The organism is Massilia sp. Soil_C_3, assembly GCF_057657035.1.
On sequence record NZ_JBDGJG010000001.1, the window covers coordinates 606269 to 626358 of the forward strand.

Annotated in this window: 13 protein-coding genes; all 13 read left to right on the top strand. The window is 68.8% G+C overall.

Features of this window, described 5'->3' with window-relative positions; genetic code table 11:
* Position 1 precedes the first annotated feature (1 nt).
* The 13 genes from tssE to tagF all read left to right on the top strand — a co-directional run bounded on the left by tssE (position 2) and on the right by tagF (position 20080).
* Positions 2 to 508 carry a type VI secretion system baseplate subunit TssE gene (gene tssE / locus AC3A6F_RS02695; protein ID WP_487678414.1) on the top strand — a complete coding sequence of 169 codons (507 nt, stop codon included), beginning with the start codon at positions 2 to 4 and terminating at the stop codon, positions 506 to 508.
* Complete coding sequence (tssF, locus tag AC3A6F_RS02700; protein WP_487678415.1) at positions 505 to 2391, top strand: type VI secretion system baseplate subunit TssF; 1887 nt, start codon at positions 505 to 507, stop codon at positions 2389 to 2391. The genes tssE and tssF overlap by 4 nt, the downstream gene beginning before the upstream one ends.
* Entirely contained in the window at positions 2376 to 3392 is a 1017-nt protein-coding gene (tssG, locus tag AC3A6F_RS02705; protein WP_487678416.1) for a type VI secretion system baseplate subunit TssG, read from the top strand. Before tssF ends, tssG begins: the two co-directional genes overlap by 16 nt.
* Positions 3393 to 3411: 19 nt before the next feature.
* On the top strand, positions 3412 to 6165 hold the full coding sequence (gene tssH / locus AC3A6F_RS02710) for a type VI secretion system ATPase TssH (RefSeq protein WP_487678417.1): 2754 nt from the start codon (positions 3412 to 3414) through the stop codon (positions 6163 to 6165).
* Between the two features lie 3 nt (positions 6166 to 6168).
* A complete protein-coding gene (locus AC3A6F_RS02715) occupies positions 6169 to 7332 on the top strand; it encodes a hypothetical protein (RefSeq protein ID WP_487678418.1) in 1164 nt (387 codons plus the stop codon).
* Positions 7333 to 7438: 106 nt separating this feature from the next.
* Positions 7439 to 8569, top strand: a complete 1131-nt coding sequence (locus AC3A6F_RS02720; RefSeq protein WP_487678419.1) for a hypothetical protein — start codon at positions 7439 to 7441, stop codon at positions 8567 to 8569.
* Positions 8570 to 8668: 99 nt separating this feature from the next.
* Positions 8669 to 9691 carry a hypothetical protein gene (locus AC3A6F_RS02725; RefSeq protein ID WP_487678421.1) on the top strand — a complete coding sequence of 341 codons (1023 nt, stop codon included), beginning with the start codon at positions 8669 to 8671 and terminating at the stop codon, positions 9689 to 9691.
* Positions 9692 to 9850: 159 nt separating this feature from the next.
* Positions 9851 to 11833 (top strand): type VI secretion system Vgr family protein, encoded by a 1983-nt coding sequence (locus tag AC3A6F_RS02730; RefSeq protein WP_487678422.1) that lies wholly within the window; start codon positions 9851 to 9853, stop codon positions 11831 to 11833.
* 93 nt (positions 11834 to 11926) lie between these two features.
* On the top strand, positions 11927 to 13267 hold the full coding sequence (tagH, locus tag AC3A6F_RS02735) for a type VI secretion system-associated FHA domain protein TagH (RefSeq protein ID WP_487678424.1): 1341 nt from the start codon (positions 11927 to 11929) through the stop codon (positions 13265 to 13267).
* 8 nt (positions 13268 to 13275) lie between these two features.
* Complete coding sequence (tssK, locus tag AC3A6F_RS02740; RefSeq protein ID WP_487678425.1) at positions 13276 to 14616, top strand: type VI secretion system baseplate subunit TssK; 1341 nt, start codon at positions 13276 to 13278, stop codon at positions 14614 to 14616.
* A 1-nt stretch (position 14617) separates the two neighbouring features.
* Positions 14618 to 15976 (top strand): type IVB secretion system protein IcmH/DotU, encoded by a 1359-nt coding sequence (gene icmH, locus AC3A6F_RS02745; protein ID WP_487678426.1) that lies wholly within the window; start codon positions 14618 to 14620, stop codon positions 15974 to 15976.
* A gap of 7 nt (positions 15977 to 15983) precedes the next feature.
* Positions 15984 to 19490 (top strand): type VI secretion system membrane subunit TssM, encoded by a 3507-nt coding sequence (tssM, locus tag AC3A6F_RS02750; RefSeq protein ID WP_487678427.1) that lies wholly within the window; start codon positions 15984 to 15986, stop codon positions 19488 to 19490.
* Positions 19487 to 20080: a type VI secretion system-associated protein TagF gene (gene tagF, locus AC3A6F_RS02755; protein WP_487678428.1), complete on the top strand. Its 594-nt coding sequence runs from the start codon at positions 19487 to 19489 to the stop codon at positions 20078 to 20080. Before tssM ends, tagF begins: the two co-directional genes overlap by 4 nt.
* The last annotated feature ends 10 nt before the right edge of the window (positions 20081 to 20090 follow it).

A 20090-nucleotide genomic window follows, 5' to 3' on the forward strand; every position in this document is an offset into this window, starting at 1 on the left:
CATGGCCGAACTGGCGCCGCGCGAGCGGCTGCAACCGTCGCTGCTGGACCGCCTGACCGACCACGAGCCGGACCAGGCGGTGGAGGCGCGCGAACGCCGCGTGCTGTCCGAGCGCGGCCTGCGTGCGGGCGTCCTGCGCGACCTGGCCTGGCTGCTCAACACCACCAACCTGGAGGCGGGCGGCGCCTTGCCGCGCCTGCCGCACCTGGCCGGCTCGGTGCTCAACTACGGCTTGCCGGACATCGCCGGCGTGTCGCAGGCGGGCATGAGCACGGCCGACCTGGAGCGCGCGATCCGCCAGGCCATCTGGGACTTCGAGCCGCGCCTGATTCGCGCTTCGGTGTCGGTCAAGGCCGTGGCCGCGCCGGAGGCGATCAGCAAGATCATGTTCGAGATCGAAGCCGATCTGTGGGCCCAGCCGTATCCGGAGCACCTGTACCTCAAGACCGAGCTCGATCTGGACCTGCGCCAGCTCACCCTGCTCGACCGTGGTGCGCTGCGACCATGAGCAATCCACGCCTGCTGCGCTACTACAGCCAGGAACTGCAGCACCTGCGCGAGATGGGCGGCGAGTTCGCTGCCCAGTATCCGAAAATCGCCGGTCGCCTGGGCCTGGAGGGCTTCGAGTGCGCCGATCCCTACGTCGAGCGCCTGCTCGAAGGCTTTGCCTTCATGGCGGCGCGGGTGCAGATGAAGATCGACGCCGAGTACCCGCGCTTTACCCAGCACCTGTCGGAGCTGGTCTACCCGCATTTCCTGGCGCCGACGCCGTCGATGGCGATCGTGCAGTTGCAGCCCGACCTGGGCGACCCGGCGCTCGATGCCGGCTTTCACCTGCCGCGCGGCGCGGCCATGCGCAGCGTGCTGGGAAAGGACGACGCCACCGCCTGCGAATACCGCAGCGCGCATCCGGTCGCGCTGTGGCCGATCGAGCTGGTCGAGGCGCGCCTGTTTCCCCTTGCCGGCGCCCTCGAAGGCATCGAGGCGCGCTTGCCGCCGACTGTGCGGGCCGCCTTGCGCCTGCGCCTGCGCACCACCAACGACGCCCCGTTCAGCGCGCTCGGCCTGGATCGCCTGGCGCTGCACCTGCGCGGCGGCGACGACCTGCCGGGCCGGATCTATGAAAAGCTGCTGGGCGCGGCCGAGGGTGTGCTGGTGATGCCGGGCAGCCGCCGGGGCGGCCACCTGCGGCTGCCGAAGACGGCGTTGCAGCCGCGCGGCTTCGACGAAGGCGATGCGCTGCTGCCCAGCGGCCAGCGCAACTTCCAGGGCTACCGGCTGCTGCAGGAGTATTTCGCGTTCGCCCAGCGCTTCCTGTTCGTCGAGCTGTCCGGCCTGGCTCCGGCCATCGCGGCCTGCGCCGAAGCGGAACTCGAGATTGTCGTGCTGCTCGCGCACGGCGACACGCGCCTGGAGCAGGTGCTCGACGCCAGCCATATCGCGTTGAACTGCACCCCGGTCGTGAACCTGTTCCAGCGCCGCGCCGACCGCATCGACCTGACGCAGGAACGCGCTGAATACCATGTGCTGCCCGATCGCACCCGCCCGCTCGACTTCGAGGTGCACCAGGTCGAGCGCGTGACGGGCCATGGCAGCGGCGCGCAGGCCGAGCAGGAGTTCCGGCCGCTGTATAGCGCGCATGACCTCAGCGCACATGGGGCGGGCGGCGCGGGCCAAGCCTATTTTCAGGTCCGACGGGAACCGCGCGTGCTGTCGCTGGGCCAGCGCCGGCGCGGGCCGCGCTCGTCCTACGTCGGCAGCGAGACCTATATTTCCCTGGTCGACGCGCGTGAAGCGCCGTACCGCCACGACCTGCGCCAGCTCGGCCTGACCCTGTGGTGCACCAATCGCGACCTGCCGCTGTCGATGCCGCTGGGCGTGGGCAAGACCGACTTCATCCTGGAGCAGGGCGGTCCGGTGCGGGCGGTGCGGGTGCTGGGCGGGCCGAGCCAGCCGTTTCCCTCGTTCGCGGAAGGCGGTGCGGCCTGGCGTCTGATCAACCAGCTGTCGCTCAACTACCTGTCGCTGGTCGACACCGACCCGGAACAGGGCGCGCGCGCGCTGCGTGAGCTGTTGGCCCTGTACTGCCATCCACTCGACCTGGGCAGCCTGCGCCAGGTCGAGGGCGTGCGCTCGGTGGCGGCGCGCAGGGTGACCCGGCGCTTGCCCGGATCCGGACCGATCGCGTTTGGCCGCGGCCTGGAGATCACGGTCACCATGGACGACGCCGCGTTCGAGGGCGCGGGCGCCTTCGTGCTGGGTGCGGTGCTGAGCCATTTCTTTGCCCAGTACGTGTCGATCAATGCCTTCACCGAGACCGTGGTGCGCACCCATGGGCGAGGTGAAATCATGCGCTGGCCGGCGCGGGGAGGCGCATGCGCGATCCTGTAGAGACACAACGACGTATCGAGCGGCGCGGGGCCGGCATGGACTTCTACCAGGCCCTGCGCCTGCTGGAGAACGCCTACCCGGACCAGCCGCGCATCGGCGCTTCGCTGCGGCCACGTGACGACGCCGTGCGCTTCGGCCAGGATCCGTCGCTCGGCTTCGAGCCAGGCGCGCTGGCCGGCGTGACGCCGGCCGGGGAAGGGCGCAATGCCGGCACGCGCCCGCGCCTGACGGTGAACTTCACGGGCCTGCTCGGCGCCAACGGACCGCTGCCGCTGCATATCACGGAATACGCCCGCGAGCGCATGCGCAACCACGGCGACCCCACCCTGGTCGCGTTCCTGGACGTGTTCCACCACCGGATGGTGTCGCTGTTCTACCGCGCCCGCGCCAGCGCCGATCCGGCAATCAGCCTGGACCGGCCAGACGGAGACCGTTTCGGCGACTACGTCGGCAGCCTGTTCGGCATCGGCACGCCGGCGCTGCGCGGGCGCGACGACATCGGCGACTTCGCCAAGCTGCACTTCGCCGGCCTGATGGCCAACGGGCGCCGTCCGGCCTCGGGGCTGGTGGCAATCCTGCGGGCCTACTTCAGGGCGCCGGTCGAACTCGAGCAGTTCGTCGGCCACTGGATGCCGATCCCGCCCGAGGTCCAGAGCCGCATGGGGGCGCGCGAGCGCGGCAACCGCCTCGGCGCGTCCACGGTGCTCGGCACCCGGGTCTGGGACCGCCAGCACAAGTTCCGCCTGGTGATCGGGCCGCTCGATTACGCCGGCTACCAGCGCATGCTGCCGGGCGGCGCCAGCCTGCGCCGCCTGGTCGACTGGGTACACAGCTATGCCGGCCTGGCGCTCGACTGGGACCTGCGCCTGGTGCTCAGGCGCGAAGAAGTACCGCGGCTTGCGCTGGGCGGCAGGCAGCTCGGCTGGAGCACCTGGCTCGCCAGCGGCCCGGCCGCGCGCGACGCCCGCCAGCTATTGATCAATCCGGCCCACGCGGGCTGACCTTGCGAAAGAAACGAATATGGCCGAAATCAGCCGTGTCGCGCTGTTTGGAAAACTCAATGCCCTGTGCTACCGCGCGATCGAAGGCAGCACGGTGTTCTGCAAACTGCGCGCCAATCCCTATGTCGAGATGGTGCACTGGCTGCACCAGATCCTGCAGTTGCAGGATTCCGACGTGCACCGCCTGGTGCGCCACTATGAACTCGACGCCGCCGTGCTGGCGCGCGACCTGACGGCCGCGCTGGACCGGCTGCCACGCGGCGCCACGTCGGTCACCGACCTGTCGTCGCAACTGGAAGACACCGTCGAGCGGGCCTGGGTGTACGCCACCCTGATGTTCGGCGAGTCGCAGGTGCGCAGCGGCCACCTGCTGTTCGGCATGCTCAAGACCGCGAACCTGCGCAATGCGCTGTATGCGGTCAGCCGCCAGTTCGAGCGCATCAAGGCCGACGATCTGTCCGAGCGCTTCGCGTCGCTGTTGAAGGAGTCGCCCGAAGCGAATCTGGGCGCCAGCGACGGCTTCGAGGCATCCGGCGCACCGGGCGAAGCATCGGGCGCGCTCGCCCCGGCCCAGATGGGCAGGCAGGAAGCCCTGAAGCGATTCACCCTCGACCTGACCGAGCAGGCCAGGAGCGGCAAGATGGACCCGATCGTCGGCCGCGACGACGAGATCCGGCAGATGGTCGACATCCTGATGCGGCGCCGCCAGAACAACCCGATCATGATCGGCGAGGCCGGCGTCGGCAAGACCGCGGTGGTCGAGGGCTTCGCCCAGCGCATCGCGCGCGGCGACGTGCCGCCGAGCCTGAAGGAGGTGCGCCTGCTGGCGCTGGACGTCGGCCTGCTGCAGGCCGGCGCCAGCATGAAGGGCGAATTCGAGCAGCGCCTGCGGTCGGTGATCGACGACGTCCAGGCCAGCGAGAAGCCGGTGATCCTGTTCATCGACGAGACCCATACCCTGGTCGGCGCCGGCGGCGCGGCCGGCACCGGCGACGCCGCCAACCTGCTCAAGCCGGCGCTGGCGCGCGGCACCCTGCGCACCATCGGCGCCACCACCTTCGCCGAGTACAAGAAGCACATCGAGAAAGACCCGGCGCTGACTCGCCGCTTCCAGAGCATCCAGGTCGACGAGCCGAGCGAGGAACGGGCGATCCGCATGATGCGCGGCGTGGCCTCGACCATGGAACAGCACCACCGGGTGCAGATCCTGGACGAGGCTTTGGCGGCGGCGGTGAAGCTGTCGCACCGCTACATCCCGGCGCGCCAGCTGCCCGACAAATCGGTCAGCCTGCTCGACACCGCCTGCGCGCGCGTGGCCGTGAGCCTGCACGCCACCCCGGCCGAGGTGGACGACAGCCGCAAGCGCATCGAGGCGCTGGAGGTCGAGATGGGCATCATCCGGCGCGAAGGCGCGATCGGCATCGAGGTCGGCGCGCGTGCCCGCGAGGCCGAGGTCGCGCTGGGCCAGGAGCACGAGCGATTGGCTGCGCTCGAGCGGCGCTGGGCCGGGGAGCGCGAGCTGGTCGACGAGCTGCTGGCGCTGCGCGCCCGGCTGCGCGATGGCGCCTTGCCGGTCGACGGCAACGTCGTGGCGCAGGACGAGGAGCGGCGCAGCCTGTTGAAAGAGCGGCTGAGGGTGGTACAGGCGCAGTTGGCCGAACTGCAGGGCGAAACGCCCCTGCTCCTGCCGACGGTCGATTACCAGGCAGTGGCCGCGGTGGTCGGCGACTGGACCGGCATCCCGGTGGGCCGCATGGCGCGCAACGAGATGGAGACGATCCTGAACATTGGCCCCATCCTGACCCGGCGCGTGATCGGCCAGGACCATGCGATGGAGATGATCGCCAGGCGCATCCAGACCTCGCGCGCGGGCCTGGACAACCCGAACAAGCCGGTGGGCGTGTTCCTGCTGGCCGGCACCTCGGGCGTGGGCAAGACTGAGACCGCGCTGGCGCTGGCCGAAGCGCTGTACGGCGGCGAGCAGAACCTCATCACCATCAATATGAGCGAATTCCAGGAAGCGCACACGGTGTCGACCTTGAAAGGCGCGCCGCCGGGCTACGTCGGCTACGGCGAAGGCGGGGTGCTGACCGAGGCGGTGCGGCGCCGTCCCTATTCGGTGGTGCTGCTCGACGAAGTGGAGAAAGCCCATCCCGACGTGCACGAGATGTTCTTCCAGGTGTTCGACAAGGGTTATATGGAAGATGGGGAAGGGCGGTTCATCGACTTCAAGAACACGCTCATCATCCTGACCACCAATGCCGGCACCGAACTGATCTCGCGCCTGTGCAGCAAGCCGGAGCAGGTGCCGGATCCCGACAGCATGGCCGGCGCCCTGCGCAAGCCGCTGCTGGAAGTGTTTCCGCCGGCGCTGCTGGGGCGGCTGGTGACGATTCCGTATTACCCGCTGACGGATGCGATGCTGGGGCAGATCGTGCGGCTGCAACTGGAGCGTATCAAGGGGCGGGTCGAGGCCCGCTACAGGATTCCGTTCGCATATGGCGACGATGTGGTCGAGCTGGTGGTGTCGCGCTGTACCGAGAGCGAGTCCGGTGGACGCATGATCGATGCGATCCTGACCAATACGATGTTGCCAGATATGTCGAGTGTATTTCTCTCGTCGATGATCCAGGACTGCGCGATCGGCGGTGTGCGCATCGATGTCTGCAACGGCGAGTTCTCGTATGTCGTCGATGGCGGTGCGCGTCCCCGGCTTGCAGTGAATCAGCCGCAAGCGTCGAACGATGGCCCGGCGGCCTCAATCGTTGAGTAAAACATGAATATACCTACCGTCGCGCAATTCGATTCGCTGACCGGACGAAGTGGAGTCGGGCGCATCTTCAAGACAAAGTCGGATTTTCAAGAAATCAAGGGTGCACTTCGGACAGTCCAGAATGCAGCGCATAACCTGCCTGCAAAGCTCGACGCAGTAAGACGCCTGAGACGCGGATGCATTTCCTGGTTGACCGCGAATGCTCGCCGGGAACGTGCCAGTCAGGCGACGATCCTCTCTGTTCTCGATAGCACGAAGCCGGTGTTCGTCCAGATTACCAATGACTTGTTCAGGAACGAGCAATCGTCTTCTGGCGACGCAGTCGCGACTATTCCTGTGCCGCAGTTGGCGTTTGGACGAGAACTACTGCAACGCCATGGCGCCGGCGCACGCGACGTACCCAGGGTCGGCAACAGCCTCGATAGCCACTATGCGCGCGAAATGCAGGCCAGGCATTGGGGGCCGACGATTGCCGGGACGGCGGAGCTACGGTACCAGGTCTACCGTGCCCACGGCGGATTGCTCAGCATCGGCGCTTTCGTGGACCGTGTTTTCCTGATCAATATGGAAGATGACCCGACCGGGATGTATCTTGGCGGCGGCAACAGTGCGAATGTCGATGCGTTGAGGCATGGCGTGACGTATTGCGATGAAACGCAACGGGAATCGTATGCCCTGACGATCCGGAACGGTCGGATCCATGACGCCAGCGGCAATCTGTTCGACACCAGCAGTCGCGAGACGGCTTTTTCCGGACACGGGTGGGCGATCTTTGTGCTCGGTTTCGACAATCGCCTGTATGCCAATTCCCATATCGTGAACATGTTTCATCATTCCAGCTTCTTCGCCGGAGGCCCCGTGCAATGCGGTGGCGAACTGTGTTGCATTGCTGGGAGGCTGCGCTACATCACCAGCAAGACCGGGCATTACAAGAGTGGAAGAAACGAGTTCTATCGTGTGCTCAGCTTCCTGGAATATCAAGGCGTGGTGCTGAACAACGCGCTCGCGGCTGCGGATATCAGGGCCAATCAGAAATATTTCCGGGCGTCGGCCATTTACCATGCGCACGGCAAGGAGCCAGGCGATGCCACCCCGGTCCTGATGACGAGTCCGCCCAAGCTGACGGCCCCCGGCGTGCCGCATTGGCCGGCCGTGATGGGGTCATGAGGCTGGCCGATCGATCGTCGATGCGCAGGCCGCTGCGTCCAATTCATTAACAGGAACTCACACGATGGCACGCTTGAGTATCAGGGGCGCAGAGCTCCGTTTTTCCATGGACGAGTTCGATCGCTTGGCGCGCGATGCGGGCGCGGTATTCGGTAATCGCGTCTTCACCAGCGAGCTGCAGCCCTTGCGCGACGTGGTGGCCGGCACTGCGGTGCGGCCGCACGAGGTGATCCAGTCGATCGCGCGCATCTCGCCCGAAAAGCGCCAGAAGTACCGGAAAGTGATCGACTATATTGCCTTCCACTATCCGGACCTCATACCGGGCGGCGATATCGAGGCGGTGCTCGATCCGGCGGCTGACTTCGGTACTACGTTCGCACAGGAGTATGCGCAAATGCTGCCTGGCGATTTCATGGATCTGCTTTATGGCGTCGCCCTCGCGCGCGGAGGGGCGCCTTACGTCGGGCAGGGCGCACGCATCTGCGACGATCTCAATAACACCGCGAAGATCGGTAATGGCGTGGCGTTTGGCCGGCAGTGGAACGGCAGAGGTGCCCTGGGAACGACCACGGCGCGGGCGGAGACAGTCATCGAGGACAGCATCGCCAATCCCGGTGTGCTCGCGCCCCACCGCCCGCCGATCCTTCAGGGCACCCGACAGGCGCATGTCACGAGCTTGATGGCATCGCGACTGAATCCTGTGACCGCGCTCGAGATGGACACGGCAAGACTAAGGAAGGACAGGCAGGTATCGGCGGACCGGGTCCAGCGAATGAACGAGATAGAGAATCCGAGGGACAGGCGTATCGAACGGCATCTATGGGCGCATGCGCGCATGGTCAAGAGCGTGCGCCGGGCGTGCAAGGGTGGCATCGCCATGGTGGCGTCTTTGTCTGGATATACGGCAGTCAATGCCAAGGTCCATTTTGTGCTGGATCGCCTCGGGGATCTTGGGAGGGTGGCGATGAAGCAACCGCTCGCCGACGACAGCGAGTTCCTCGCGATCACGACATCGGAGCTGGTGTTTTGTCACCGCTATTGGAAAAGTACGGAGTTCCCCCTTTCAAACGTCGTCAAGTTTTACGTCAATGGCCGGCGAGTCACCGCACCCTGGGACGGCGACTGGCGCATGAATGACTACAGGGGAGAGCCAGTCGTCTCGAACCAGGAAGCCTGGCGGCGCTACGAACTGGCGCGCGGCATGCGTAGCGTGCCCAAGTCCTTTCCCCGATTCTGAGATGCGGGCACCCAGATCGTGCCTCAGGCACAGCATCGGCACGCGCCGATGGCGAATACAAGGAGTTTTGGATTGGGATATCAATACATAGGCCGGGCCTTGGCGACGATCAGTCGTCTCTCGTGCGAAAAGGCAGACTGGGCTGCGTGCCGGCTCACCGTCATGCGCGAGCCGGAGATCTTCGCGCTCAATCTGCGTCTCGACTATGGGCTGTTGGCGTTCAGCATGCGCAAGGTGGAGACGCATGGCGGAGGCGCCCAGCGACCCGAGATCGCAGACTGGCGCCGCGCGGTCGAGTTGTTGCAAAGACTGAGCGGGGCAAATGCGAGCGCGAGCTTCGATGAGCAGGCGTGCCGGCAATTCGTCATGACGTTCAATGCACCCGCACAACCGTCAAGAGGGGTCTTCCTCCGGCCAAGCTTCTGGGCTTTCGCATCCTCGAACGAGCGCGCATGGACCATGGCGGCCTGGCGCGAAGCCATGGAAGCCATGCGTTGCGGGCTGCGTACGGCGATGATCGCGCAGCAGCGCGCGGGGGCGTCGCGCACGCTCGTCGAGCGGTGGTTCGGGGTCGGCCAGGCCAGTATCGTGGCGGAGCGCTTGCGTACGATACTGACCAACGCCAATTCTACCCTCGTTGGCATCTGTTACGAGGGAATCGGCGCTGGTGCTGCCGGCGCCTGGACAACCCGCCTTCGTGAGTTCGCAGGCGACCAGATGGCCAGCGAAGTCCGTACGTCGGCGGAATGGGGGTGGTCGGCTCCACAGGGAGCTACGCACCAGTCGATCGGCTTCGGCGCCATGTTCTTCAATGAGAATACGCGCAAGTGCATGGTGCGTGTGCATGATGCGTCGGTGAGCAGGATGGACGTCACGCGCGGTGGCGCAGTCGTTCATGAGTTGTCGCACCGTCTTGGAAAAACGCTCGACGTCAAGCTTCCCGATACCGTCTACCAGCATTCGGGGAAGGCGCTGCCGACAAAGGAGAAAGAACGCAAGGTCGGGTACGGCACCCTGGCCTGTGCGACGCTCGGTCAGGTGGAGCCGACGCTGGCGACGAAGAATGCCGACAACTATCGCCTGTTCTGCGAGGAAGCCGTCTATACAAAGCCGGCCAGCTAACGCGGTTGCGCCGTCCTCGCGCGGTGCAGGATTTGTCCAGGGTTCGGTGCATCCATCCCGTGCCGAACCGCGTATTTGTCGAGATCGCGCTTGAGTTGCGCGAGCCAGCAAACTTGTCCGCACCACGAAGCGAAAAGTCTCGACACCCAGCCGCAACCCATGTCCATCCTGCCCACCCAAACCCAACGCGAAGTCTCCGTCAAGACCGTCCTCGGCGCCGACATCCTCCTGTTCAAGCGCATGCACTGCAGCGAAGCGCTGGGCCGCCTGTCGGAGTTTCGCATCGAATTAGCCTCCGAGCGCGGCGACATCCGGATTGCCGACGTCCTTGGCACTGATCTGACGGTCAGCATCGACCTGGCCGAAGGGGGGCAGCGCCACTTCCACGGCATCGTCACCCAATTCTCCTACCAGGGCTGGCGCGACGACAAGCCGTCGTACCAGGCGGTCGTGCATCCCGCCCTATGGCTGCTCACGCGCGCCACCAATTGCCGTATCTTCCAGGACAAGAGTGCGCTCGAGATCGTCAAGGCGGTGGTGGCCGAGTACGGCGGGCTGGTCTCGCTGAAAGACGGGCTGCTGTCATCCACACCAGCGCCGCGCACCTACTGTGTGCAGTACCGGGAAAGCGACTTCAATTTCGTCTGCCGCCTGCTGGAAGAAGAAGGCATCTACTTCTACTTCACGCACCGGGACGGCGCGCATACGCTGGTGCTGGCCGACGGCTATGGCGCGCACCAGACCGTGGGCGGCTATGAAACCATCCTGTTTCGCGACGAGGAGGAGGGGCGCGATCCGCTCAAGGAGACCGTGACCCGCTTCGCGCCCGGCGGCGAGATCCAGCCCAGCGTCGTCACGCTCAACGACTTCGATTTCGAAAAAGCCTCGGCCAGCACCAGCGGCGCCCTGATGGTCAAGTCGACCATTCCGGCGCCGTTCGACCAGCGGCGCTACGAGCACTACGATTATCCCGGCCGCTACGTCGCCGCCGGCACCGGCAATGGCTTTGCACGCGCGCGCATCGAGGCCCTGCACGGCCAGGGCGAGCGCATCGAGGCGGCCGGCAATGCGCGCGGCCTGACGGCCGGCGCGCTGTTCACGCTGGCCGAGCATCCGCGCAGCGACCAGAACCGGGCCTTCCTGATCACAGGCGCACAAACCGAAATTACCGGCAACGACTACCGCACCGACGGCTCGAACGAGGGTATGGACTTCCGCACCGTGTTCGAGGCGATCGGCAAGGAGCACAGCTACCGCGCCCCGGCTCTCGCCAGCAAGCCCGTAGTGCAGGGGCCGCAGACCGCCATGGTGGTGGGGAAAAGCGGCGAAGAGATCTGGACCGACCAGTATGGCCGCATCAAGGTGCAGTTCCACTGGGACCGCGACGGCGCGTCGGACGAGACCAGCTCGTGCTGGGTGCGAGTGCAGCAGGGCTGGGCCGGCAAGGGCTGGGGCATGATGTTCGTGCCGCGCGTCGGCATGGAAGTCGTGGTCAGCTTCCTCGAGGGCGACCCCGACCGGCCGCTGGTGACGGGCTGCGTCTACAACGGCGACGCCATGCCGCCGCACGCGCTGCCTGCAAAACAGACCAGGTCGACCATCAAGTCGAACAGCTCGAAGGGCGGCGGCAACTTCAACGAACTGCGCTTCGACGACAAGAAGGGCGCGGAGCAGTTTTATATGCACGCGGCGCGCGACCTGGAGCAACGCATCAAGGGCGACGCCCTGGCCTGGGTCGGCGGCGACCACCACACCAGGGTGGGCAAGGACAGCATCGAGCAGGTCGACGGCGACCGCCACTACAAGATCGGCGGCGACCGCCGCGAAGAGACCGGGGGCTCGGCGACGCAGGAGGCGGCCCTGAACATGGTGGTCGAGGGCGGCATGAAATCGGCGCTGTATGCCGGCCAGACCGTCCACATCAAGGCCGGCATGAACGTGGTCATCGAGGCCGGCGCCAACATCACGCTGAAGGCCGGCGCCGCCTTTCTCAGCGTGGGACCGGCGGTGATCGTCGGCTCGACCATGCCGCTGCCGATGCCGTCGGCATCCACCGCGGTGAACGCGGCGGTGCTGGCCGCCACGATCCGGCCAGGGCCGCCGCCGGTCGCGCCGCGCGAAGCCGACGACGGCAAGAGCTGAGCAGCGCAGGGTGACATGAGGGCGCAACTTGCGTCCAACACAGCGTTCCTCGCGTAAGTCTCTTGCACCCGGCCCAGAATCCAAGGAAATGACATGAAACTGCGACTGCACGTGCTGAGCTACCGCGACCAGCCGCCGCCAGAGCCGCTCCAGGCCGAGTTCGACGCCGAGGGCGGCATGGTCGGGCGCGCCCCCGGTAACCGGCTGGTGCTGGACGACCCGGACAAGTACGTGTCGCGCAGCCACGCCAGCGTGACCCTGCGTGACGGCCGTTACTATCTGACCGATGCGGGCAGCAATCCGAGCATCGTCAACGACCGTCCCCTGGGCGCCGGCTCCGAGGTCGCGCTGGACGACGGCGACCGTATCGTGGTCGGCGACTATGTGTTGCAGGCGGTGCTGGAAGGGGCGCTCGCGAACGACGCCACGATGATGGCGCCTGCACCGATGGCCGCTACTACTCCCGCTTTTATTCCAGTTTCTGCGCCGGCGTGGCCCTCGGCGCCGTTCGAGCCCGGGCCGCCGGACAGCCTGGCCGGCGCGCGCATCCTCGATGGCGCCGCCGCTGCGGGCGGCGACGATCCGCTGGGCCTGGGCCTGTCCGGCCTGGCAGGGAAGGCCGCGCATGGCGCCAGGCCAGCCGCCGAGCATGACCATGTGCCGCCTGAGCGGCAGGCGTTCGCGCCGCCGCCGGTGTTCGCCGCCATCCCGGCCGACTACGATCCGCTGGCGGACCTGCAGCGGGCCGCGCCGCCGCCGCCGCCGCCGCCCGTGCCGCCACCCACGGCCATCGAGCCACCGCCCGCTATAGCGCCGGCCGCCGAGAGCGCCGTGCTGCAAGCCCTGCTCGACGGCCTGGGCCTGCCGCAGCTGCGCACCAGCCACGCGCCGGAAGATCTGGCGCGGCTGGCCGGCGAACTGCTGCGCGGCCTCACCGCCGGCACGATGGACGTGCTGGTGGCGCGCGCGCTGACCAAGCGCGAGAGCCATATCGACATGACGATGATCGCCCCGCGCGCCAACAATCCGTTGAAATTCTTCCCCGATGCCGGCAGCGCGCTGGGCCAGATGCTGGGCGCCGGGATGCCCGGCTACCTGGCGCCGCAGGCGGCGGTGCAGGGCGCCTTCGATGACCTCAAGGCGCATGAGCTGGCCGTGATCGCCGGCATGCGCGCGGCGCTCGGCGCCGTGGTGCAGCGCTTCGACCCGGCGCGTGTCGAGCAGCGCCTGAGCGAGCTGGGACGCTTCGACCGCCTGTTGCCGGCCGGCCGCAAGGCGCGCATGTGGGACCGCCTGGTCGAGCTGTACGGCGAGCTGGCGCGCGACGCCGATGAAGACCTGCAGCGCCTGTTCGGCGAAAAATTCTCCAGTGCCTACGCGCAGCAGGTCGAAAGCCTGCGCGCCGGCCAAACTTCACCCATCACCGATTCCTGAGAAACCCCATGGCGTGGCAAAGCAAAGTAGTCTGGTCCGAGGGGATGCTGCTGCAGCCCCAGCATCTCCAGCAGCATGACCGTTACCTGGCGACCCAGCTCGAGGCGCGCGTCGGCGCGCTGCGGCCCTATGCCTGGGGCGTGTCGCGGCTCGAGATCGACCAGCAGCAGCTGGCGCTGGGCAAGCTGGCCTTGCAGGCCTTCAGCGCCGTGCTGCCCGACGGCACGCCCATCGGTGCGCCGAGCGAGGACGAGTTGCCGCTGCCGATCGACATCCCGCCCGATGCGCGCGACGTCACGGTGGTGCTGGCGCTGCCCGTGCGGCGCCATGGCATGCCAGAAGTCGACGACCGTCCCGGTCTCGACAACTACGCCCGCCACGGGAGCCGCGAATACGAAGCCTGGGACAGCAATGGCCTGGACAGCAGCGCGCTCATGACCGTCGGCAAACTGCGCCTGTGCTTGGCGCTGGCGAGCGAGGTGGCCGACGCCTGGGTCACGCTGGGCGTGGCGCGCGTCATCGAGCGGCGCGCCGACAACCGGGTCGTGCTCGATCCCGCCTATTGCCCGCCGGCGCTCGACGTGCGCGCGGCGCCCGCATTGAAGGGCTTCCTCGATGAGCTGCTTGGCCTGCTGCACCAGCGCGGCGAAGCCCTGGCCGCGCGCCTGGCCCAGCCGACCGGCGCCGGCGCCGCCGATATCGCCGACTTCCTGCTGCTGCAGCTGCTCAACCGCAGCCAGCCGCTGGTGGCACACCTGGCCGGCATGAGCGGCCTGCACCCGGAAACGCTATACCGCGAACTGGTGCGCCTGGCCGGCGAACTGGCCACCTTCACTCGCGCGGACAAGCGGCCAGGCCCGTATCCGGTCTACCGCCACGATGCTCTCGACGAGAGTTTCGCCCCGCTGGTGCTCGACCTGCGCCGCTCGCTGTCGTCGGTGATGGATCCGCATGCGGTGCCGATCCCGCTCGAAGAGCGCCAGTTCGGCATCCGGGTGGCGGTGCTGCCCGACCGCACGCTGCTGCATGCGGCCACCTTCGTGCTCGCGGTGCAGGCGCAGCTGGCGCCTGACGTGGTGCGCGGCAGCTTCCCGCCGCAGGTCAAGATCGGCTCGGTGGAGACGATCCGCGACCTGGTCAACCTGCAGTTGCCCGGCATCGCGCTGCGCCCGCTGCCGGTGGCGCCGCGCCAGCTGCCCTACCTGGCGGGCTACACCTACTTCGAACTCGACCGCGCCAGCGACTACTGGCAGCAGTTGTCCAATTCCGCCGGCTTCGCCATGCATATCGCGGGCAGCTTCCCGGGATTGCAGATGCAGTTCTGGGCGATCCGTCTCCAGGCTTCCTGACATGAATCCACACGAATCCCACGACGCCGGGCAGGACCCGGACCGTACCCTGCTGGTCCCGCGGCCGGTCCGCCGGCCGCCGCAGCCGGCGGCCGTGCCCACACCCGCTGCATCCACCTTCGCCTCTGCACCCGTTCCTCCGCCAGGCCGGACGCCCGCACCGGCGCCGCCCGGCGTCGGCCTGAACCCGCTGGCGCGCGCCGCCGCGCCGCTGCTGGAACTCGTGGTGCCGCTGCGCATGCTCGCCACCGCGCCCGACCTGGCAACGCTTCGCGCGCAGCTGAGCGAGGCCGTGCGCCGTTTCGAAAGCGATGCCCGCGACGCCCGCATCGACGCCGAGACCATCGCCGCCGCGCGCTATGCGCTGTGCACCCTGGTCGACGAGACCATCTCCAGCACGCCCTGGGGCGGCGGGGTGTGGGGCGGGCGCAGCCTGCTGGTGGAGTTCCACAATGAGGCCTGGGGCGGCGAGAAATTCTTCCTGGTCCTGCAGCGCCTGAGCGCCGACCCGCGGCGTCACCTGGACGTGCTGGAACTGATGTACCTGTGCCTGGCGCTGGGCCTGGAGGGACGCTACCGGGTGCTGGAGCGCGGCCACGAGCAGCTTGCCTTGCTGCGCGAGCGCCTGCTGGCGCTGATCGACCAGCAGCGCGGCCAGCGCGAGCATGACCTGTCGCCGCACTGGCGCGGACACGAACGGGCGCAGCCGCGCATGCTGATCTGGCCGCCGTGGGTGATGGCGGTATGCGCCGGCGTGGTCCTGCTGCTGCTCCAGCTCACCTATGGCGCGCTGCTCAACCGCGCTTCCGATCCGGTCTACGCCCGCATGGCGGCGCTGCGCGCGGCGCCGCCGGCGCGCGTGGTGGCCGCGCCGGCGCCGGCGCCCGGCCCGACGCCGCTGGCAACCGCGCTGGCGCTGGAGATCGCCGCCGGCCAGGTCAGCGTGAGCGGCAATGCCGAGCGCGCGGTGCTGACCCTGCGCGGCGACGGTGGTTTCGCCTCCGGCAGCGACGAAGTATCGAAACGCCTGCTGCCGGTGCTGGAACGCATCGGCGACGTGCTGCGCAGCCAGCCGGGCAGGGTGGTGGTGATCGGCCATACCGACGACACCCGGCCCTCGCTGTCGGCGCGGCTACCGTCCAACTTCGACCTGTCGAAGGCGCGTGCGCGCACCGTCGCGGCGCTGCTGTCGCAACGCGCCGGCGGCGCCGGGCGCTTCGCCAGCGAAGGCCGCGCCGACACCGAGCCGGTGGCGCCCAACGACAGCCCCGCCAACCGTGCGCGCAACCGGCGCGTCGACATCGTCCTGATGGCGCCGACGGCATCCACTTCACCGCGCCAGCCGGCCGGCCTTGATTGAGAGATCCATGAACCGTTTCATCCCCCACTGGCTGCGCAAGCCGTGGATACCTACCTTGATTGCACTGGCCTTGCTGGCCCTCCTGATCTGGTTCTGGGCGCCGCTGCTCGAAGCCGGCCCCGGCCTGCGCTGGATGCTGATCGCGCTGCTGGTGTTGCTGGCGGCGGCGTGGTTCGCCGCGCGCCTGTGGCTGGCGTGGCGCCGTCACCGCGCGCTGATGGACGGCATGGCCCCCCCGTCGTCGGCGGCGGCTGCGGACATGCCGCCCGACCCGGCGGCGGCCGACCTGGCCGCGCTCGGCCAGCGCATGCGCGCCGCGCTGGCCGTGCTGCGCACCGCGAACCCCGGCTGGCGCATGCGCGGCCGCTACCTGTACGAGCTGCCCTGGTATGTATTCGTCGGCGCGCCGGGCAGCGGCAAGACTACGGCGCTGACCCGCTCCGGACTCGAGTTTCCGCTGGCCGAGGCCCTGGGGCCGGAAGCCATCGGCGGCATCGGCGGCACCCGCCACTGCGACTGGTGGTTCACCGACGAAGCGGTGCTGCTCGACACTGCCGGACGCTACACCACCCAGGACAGCCAGCTCGAGGTCGACCGCGCGGCGTGGAGCGGCTTTCTGGGCCTGTTGCGCAAGCACCGTCCGCGGCGCCCGATCAACGGCGTCATCGTCACCATCAGCGTGGCCGACCTGCTGCTGCAGCCGCGCGCCGCGCGCGAAGCGCAGGCACGCGCGGTGCGCGCCCGCATCCAGGAACTGCAGGAGCGCCTGGGCCTGGCGTTCCCGGTGTACGTCATCGTCACCAAGAGCGACCTGCTGGGCGGCTTCACCGAATTCTTCGAGCCGCTCGGACGCGAGGAGCGGGCCCAGGTCTGGGGCATGACCTTCTCGCTGGCCGACAGCGATGCCCCGGCCCCGGCCCAGGCGCTGGCGGCCTTCCCAGCCGAATTCCGCGCGCTCGAAACCCAGCTGCAGCTGCGCATGCTGGAACGCATGCAGCAGGAACGCGACCTCGGGCGGCGCGCCCTGATCCATGGCTTTCCGCGCCAGTTCGCGGCGCTGGAAGACGCGCTGGAGAACTTCCTGCAGGCGGTGTTCTCGGCCAACCGGTTCGAGCAGCCCGCGCTGCTGCGCGGCGTCTACTTCACCAGCGGCACGCAAGAAGGTAGTCCGATCGACCGCGTGATGTCGTCGCTGGCGGCGTCGTTCGGCCTGCGTGACCGCGCGCTGCCGCCCCGGCCGGAGAGCGGTCGGAGCTACTTCCTGACGCGCCTGATGCGCGACGTGATCTTCCGCGAGGCGGGGCTGGCCGGCCTCAATCCGCGCGCCGAGCGCCGGCGCCGCCTGCTGCAATGGGGCGTGCTGGCCGGCGGCGCGGCGCTGGCGCTGCTCCTGGCCACGGCCCTCTCCATCAGCTACGTGCGCAACACGCGCCTGGTCGAGGAGTCGGATGTGGCGGTCGCCGCGCTGGCGCGCAAGGCCGCCGCATTCGATGCCGCGGCCGATGGCGACGAGCTGGGCGTATTGCCGCTGCTGGAGGCGGCGCGTGCGCTGCCCGCCGGGTATGCCCAGCGCGAGCGCGACGTGGCGCCCCTCGAGCGCATGGGCCTGTACCAGGGCGAGAAGCTGGGTGACGGCGCATTGGCCGCCTACCGGCGCCTGCTGCGCACGACCCTCGAGACGCGCATCGTGGCGCGCATGGAAAACGTGCTGCGCCGGGGCGACGCCGGCGGCCAGGACCTGCTGTACGAAACCCTGCGGGTCTACCTGATGCTGGGCCAGCGCCAGCACTTCGATCCCGCCGCGGTCCAGGCCTGGGTCGAATTCGACTGGGAGCGCAGCCTGGCCGGGGCCGGCGCAGCCGAGCGCGCGCAACTGGCGGCGCACCTGGAGGCGCTGCTCGAACAGGGCGACACGCCCGAACCGGTGCAGCTGGACGCGGCGCTGGTGGCGCAGGCGCGCCAGGCGCTGGCCGGCATGTCGCTGTCCGAGCGCATTTATGGCGTGACGCAGCGCCAGTTGGCGCAGGAGGCGCTGCCCGAGTTCAGCGTCAGCCGCGCGCTCGGGCGCGACGCCTCGGGCGTGCTGGCGCGCGCCAGCGGCGAGCCGCTGGGACGCGGCGTGAACGGTTTGTACAGCGTGGCCGGCTACCGCCGCTTCGCCCAACTGAGCTGGCTGGCGGTGGCCGACATCGCGCGCGACGACTGGGTGCTGGCGCGGCGCGAAGCCAATGGCGCCCCACTCGACGTGGCGGCGGCGCGCGAGACGGTGCTGCAGCTGTACTTCGCCGACTACATCCGCGCCTGGGATGCCTTCCTGGGCGACCTGCGGCTGGCGCCGCTGGCCAGTCTCGACGACGCGGCGCGGGTCAGCAATGCGCTGGGTGGCGCCGATTCGGCCTTGCGCGTGCTGTTGGCCGGCGCCGCGCGCGAGACGGCGCTGGCCGCGGTCAAGGCCGACGGCTTGCCGCCCGGCGTCGGCAAGCTGGTGCAGGACAAATTCGGCCGCGCGCGGCGCCAGCTGGAGGCGGTGTTCGGCGCCCAGCCGGCGGCGACGCCGCCGCAGCAGCAACAGCATCCGGTCGACAGCCACTTCGCGCCGCTGCACCGGTTGGTCAAGGGCCCGGCGCCGACCCAGCTCGAGCAGATGCTGGCCCTGGTCAGGGACGCCGCGCTGTACTTCGATGCCGCCGAGGGCGCGCGCCGCAGCGGCGCGCCGGCGCCGGCGCAGGACGCCCTGGTGCGCCTCAAGCGCGCCGGGGAAGGGCAGTCGGCGCCGCTGCCGGCCATGTTCAAGGGCATCCACGACGCCGGCGCCGGCCTGGCCCAGGGCGGCGAGCGCGCGCGCCTGAACGCGCTGTGGAATGCCGGACTGGCGCAGTTCTGCCGCGACGCCATCGCCGGGCGCTATCCGCTCGACCGCGCCAGCGCACGCGACGCCACCGCCGACGATTTCGGCAAGTTCTTCGCGCCCGGTGGCCTGATGGACGATTTTTTCACGCGCCACCTGGCCACCTTCGTCGACATGGGTGGCGCACGCTGGCGCTGGCGCGCGGCCGGTGGCCTGGCCGGCGCCTCGCAGGGAGCGCTCGACGCCTTCCAGCGCGGCGCGCGCCTGCGCGACATGTTCTTCGCCGGCGGGGCGCGCCAGCCCACCTTGCGCTTTACGCTGCGTCCACTGGGGGCCGACGCCGGCCTGGCTGGCGCCAGGCTCGAGATCGACGGCCAGGAAGTGGCCGCCGGCGGCCAGGCGGCATCCCTGCTGCTCCCCAGCGGCAAAGGCAATGGTCAGGTGCGGCTGTCGGCGCCGGGAACCCAGGCCGACCTGCGCAGCGACGGTCCCTGGGCCTGGCTGCGCACGGTCGACCGCGGCGTGCTCGAGCCACTGCAGCCTGAGCGCTACCGCCTCGGCCTGAGCCTGGACGGCCGCAAGGCGAGCTGGGAGCTGACCGCGGGCAGCGTGATCAACCCGTTCCGGCGCGAGGTCACCGGCTTCGCCTGCCCGGCTGCGCTGTGATCCACGAGCTGGCCGCGCCAGGCCTGTTCGGCAAGCTGGCCAGCCATGGCGACTTCGTCCAGCGCCGCCTGCCGCCGGACTTCGTCGCCGCCTGGGATACCTGGCTGCAGCAGGGGATACGCGAAGGCCGCCTGCGCCTCGGCGCGGCCTGGCCCGAGCGTTACCTGCACGCGCCGCAGTGGCGCTTCGTGCTGGCCCCCGGCGTGTGCGGGCAAGCCGCGATGGCCGGCGTGCTGCTGCCGAGCCTCGACCGGGTCGGGCGCCATTTTCCGCTGACCCTGGCGGCGCCGCACGGCCACGCGGCGGCCTGCCTGCTCGACCTGGCAACGACAGGCATGGATTGGTTCGACCGGCTGGCCGACCTGGCCGTGTGCGCGATGTGGGGCGACCTGGCGCTGGAAGAACTCGAGCCGGCCCTGGCGCGCCTGGGTGGACCGCCACGCCAGACGTCCGGGGCGGCATCGGCGTTTCCCGAAGCCCGTGCGTGCCGGGCCGTGTTCTGGACCGAGGGCGAGCCTGGGATGGAGCCGCTGCTGATGCTGCACCAGGCCTTGCCTGATGCGGCGACCCTGGGCGCGATGCTCGCGTAGGCGTGCGACT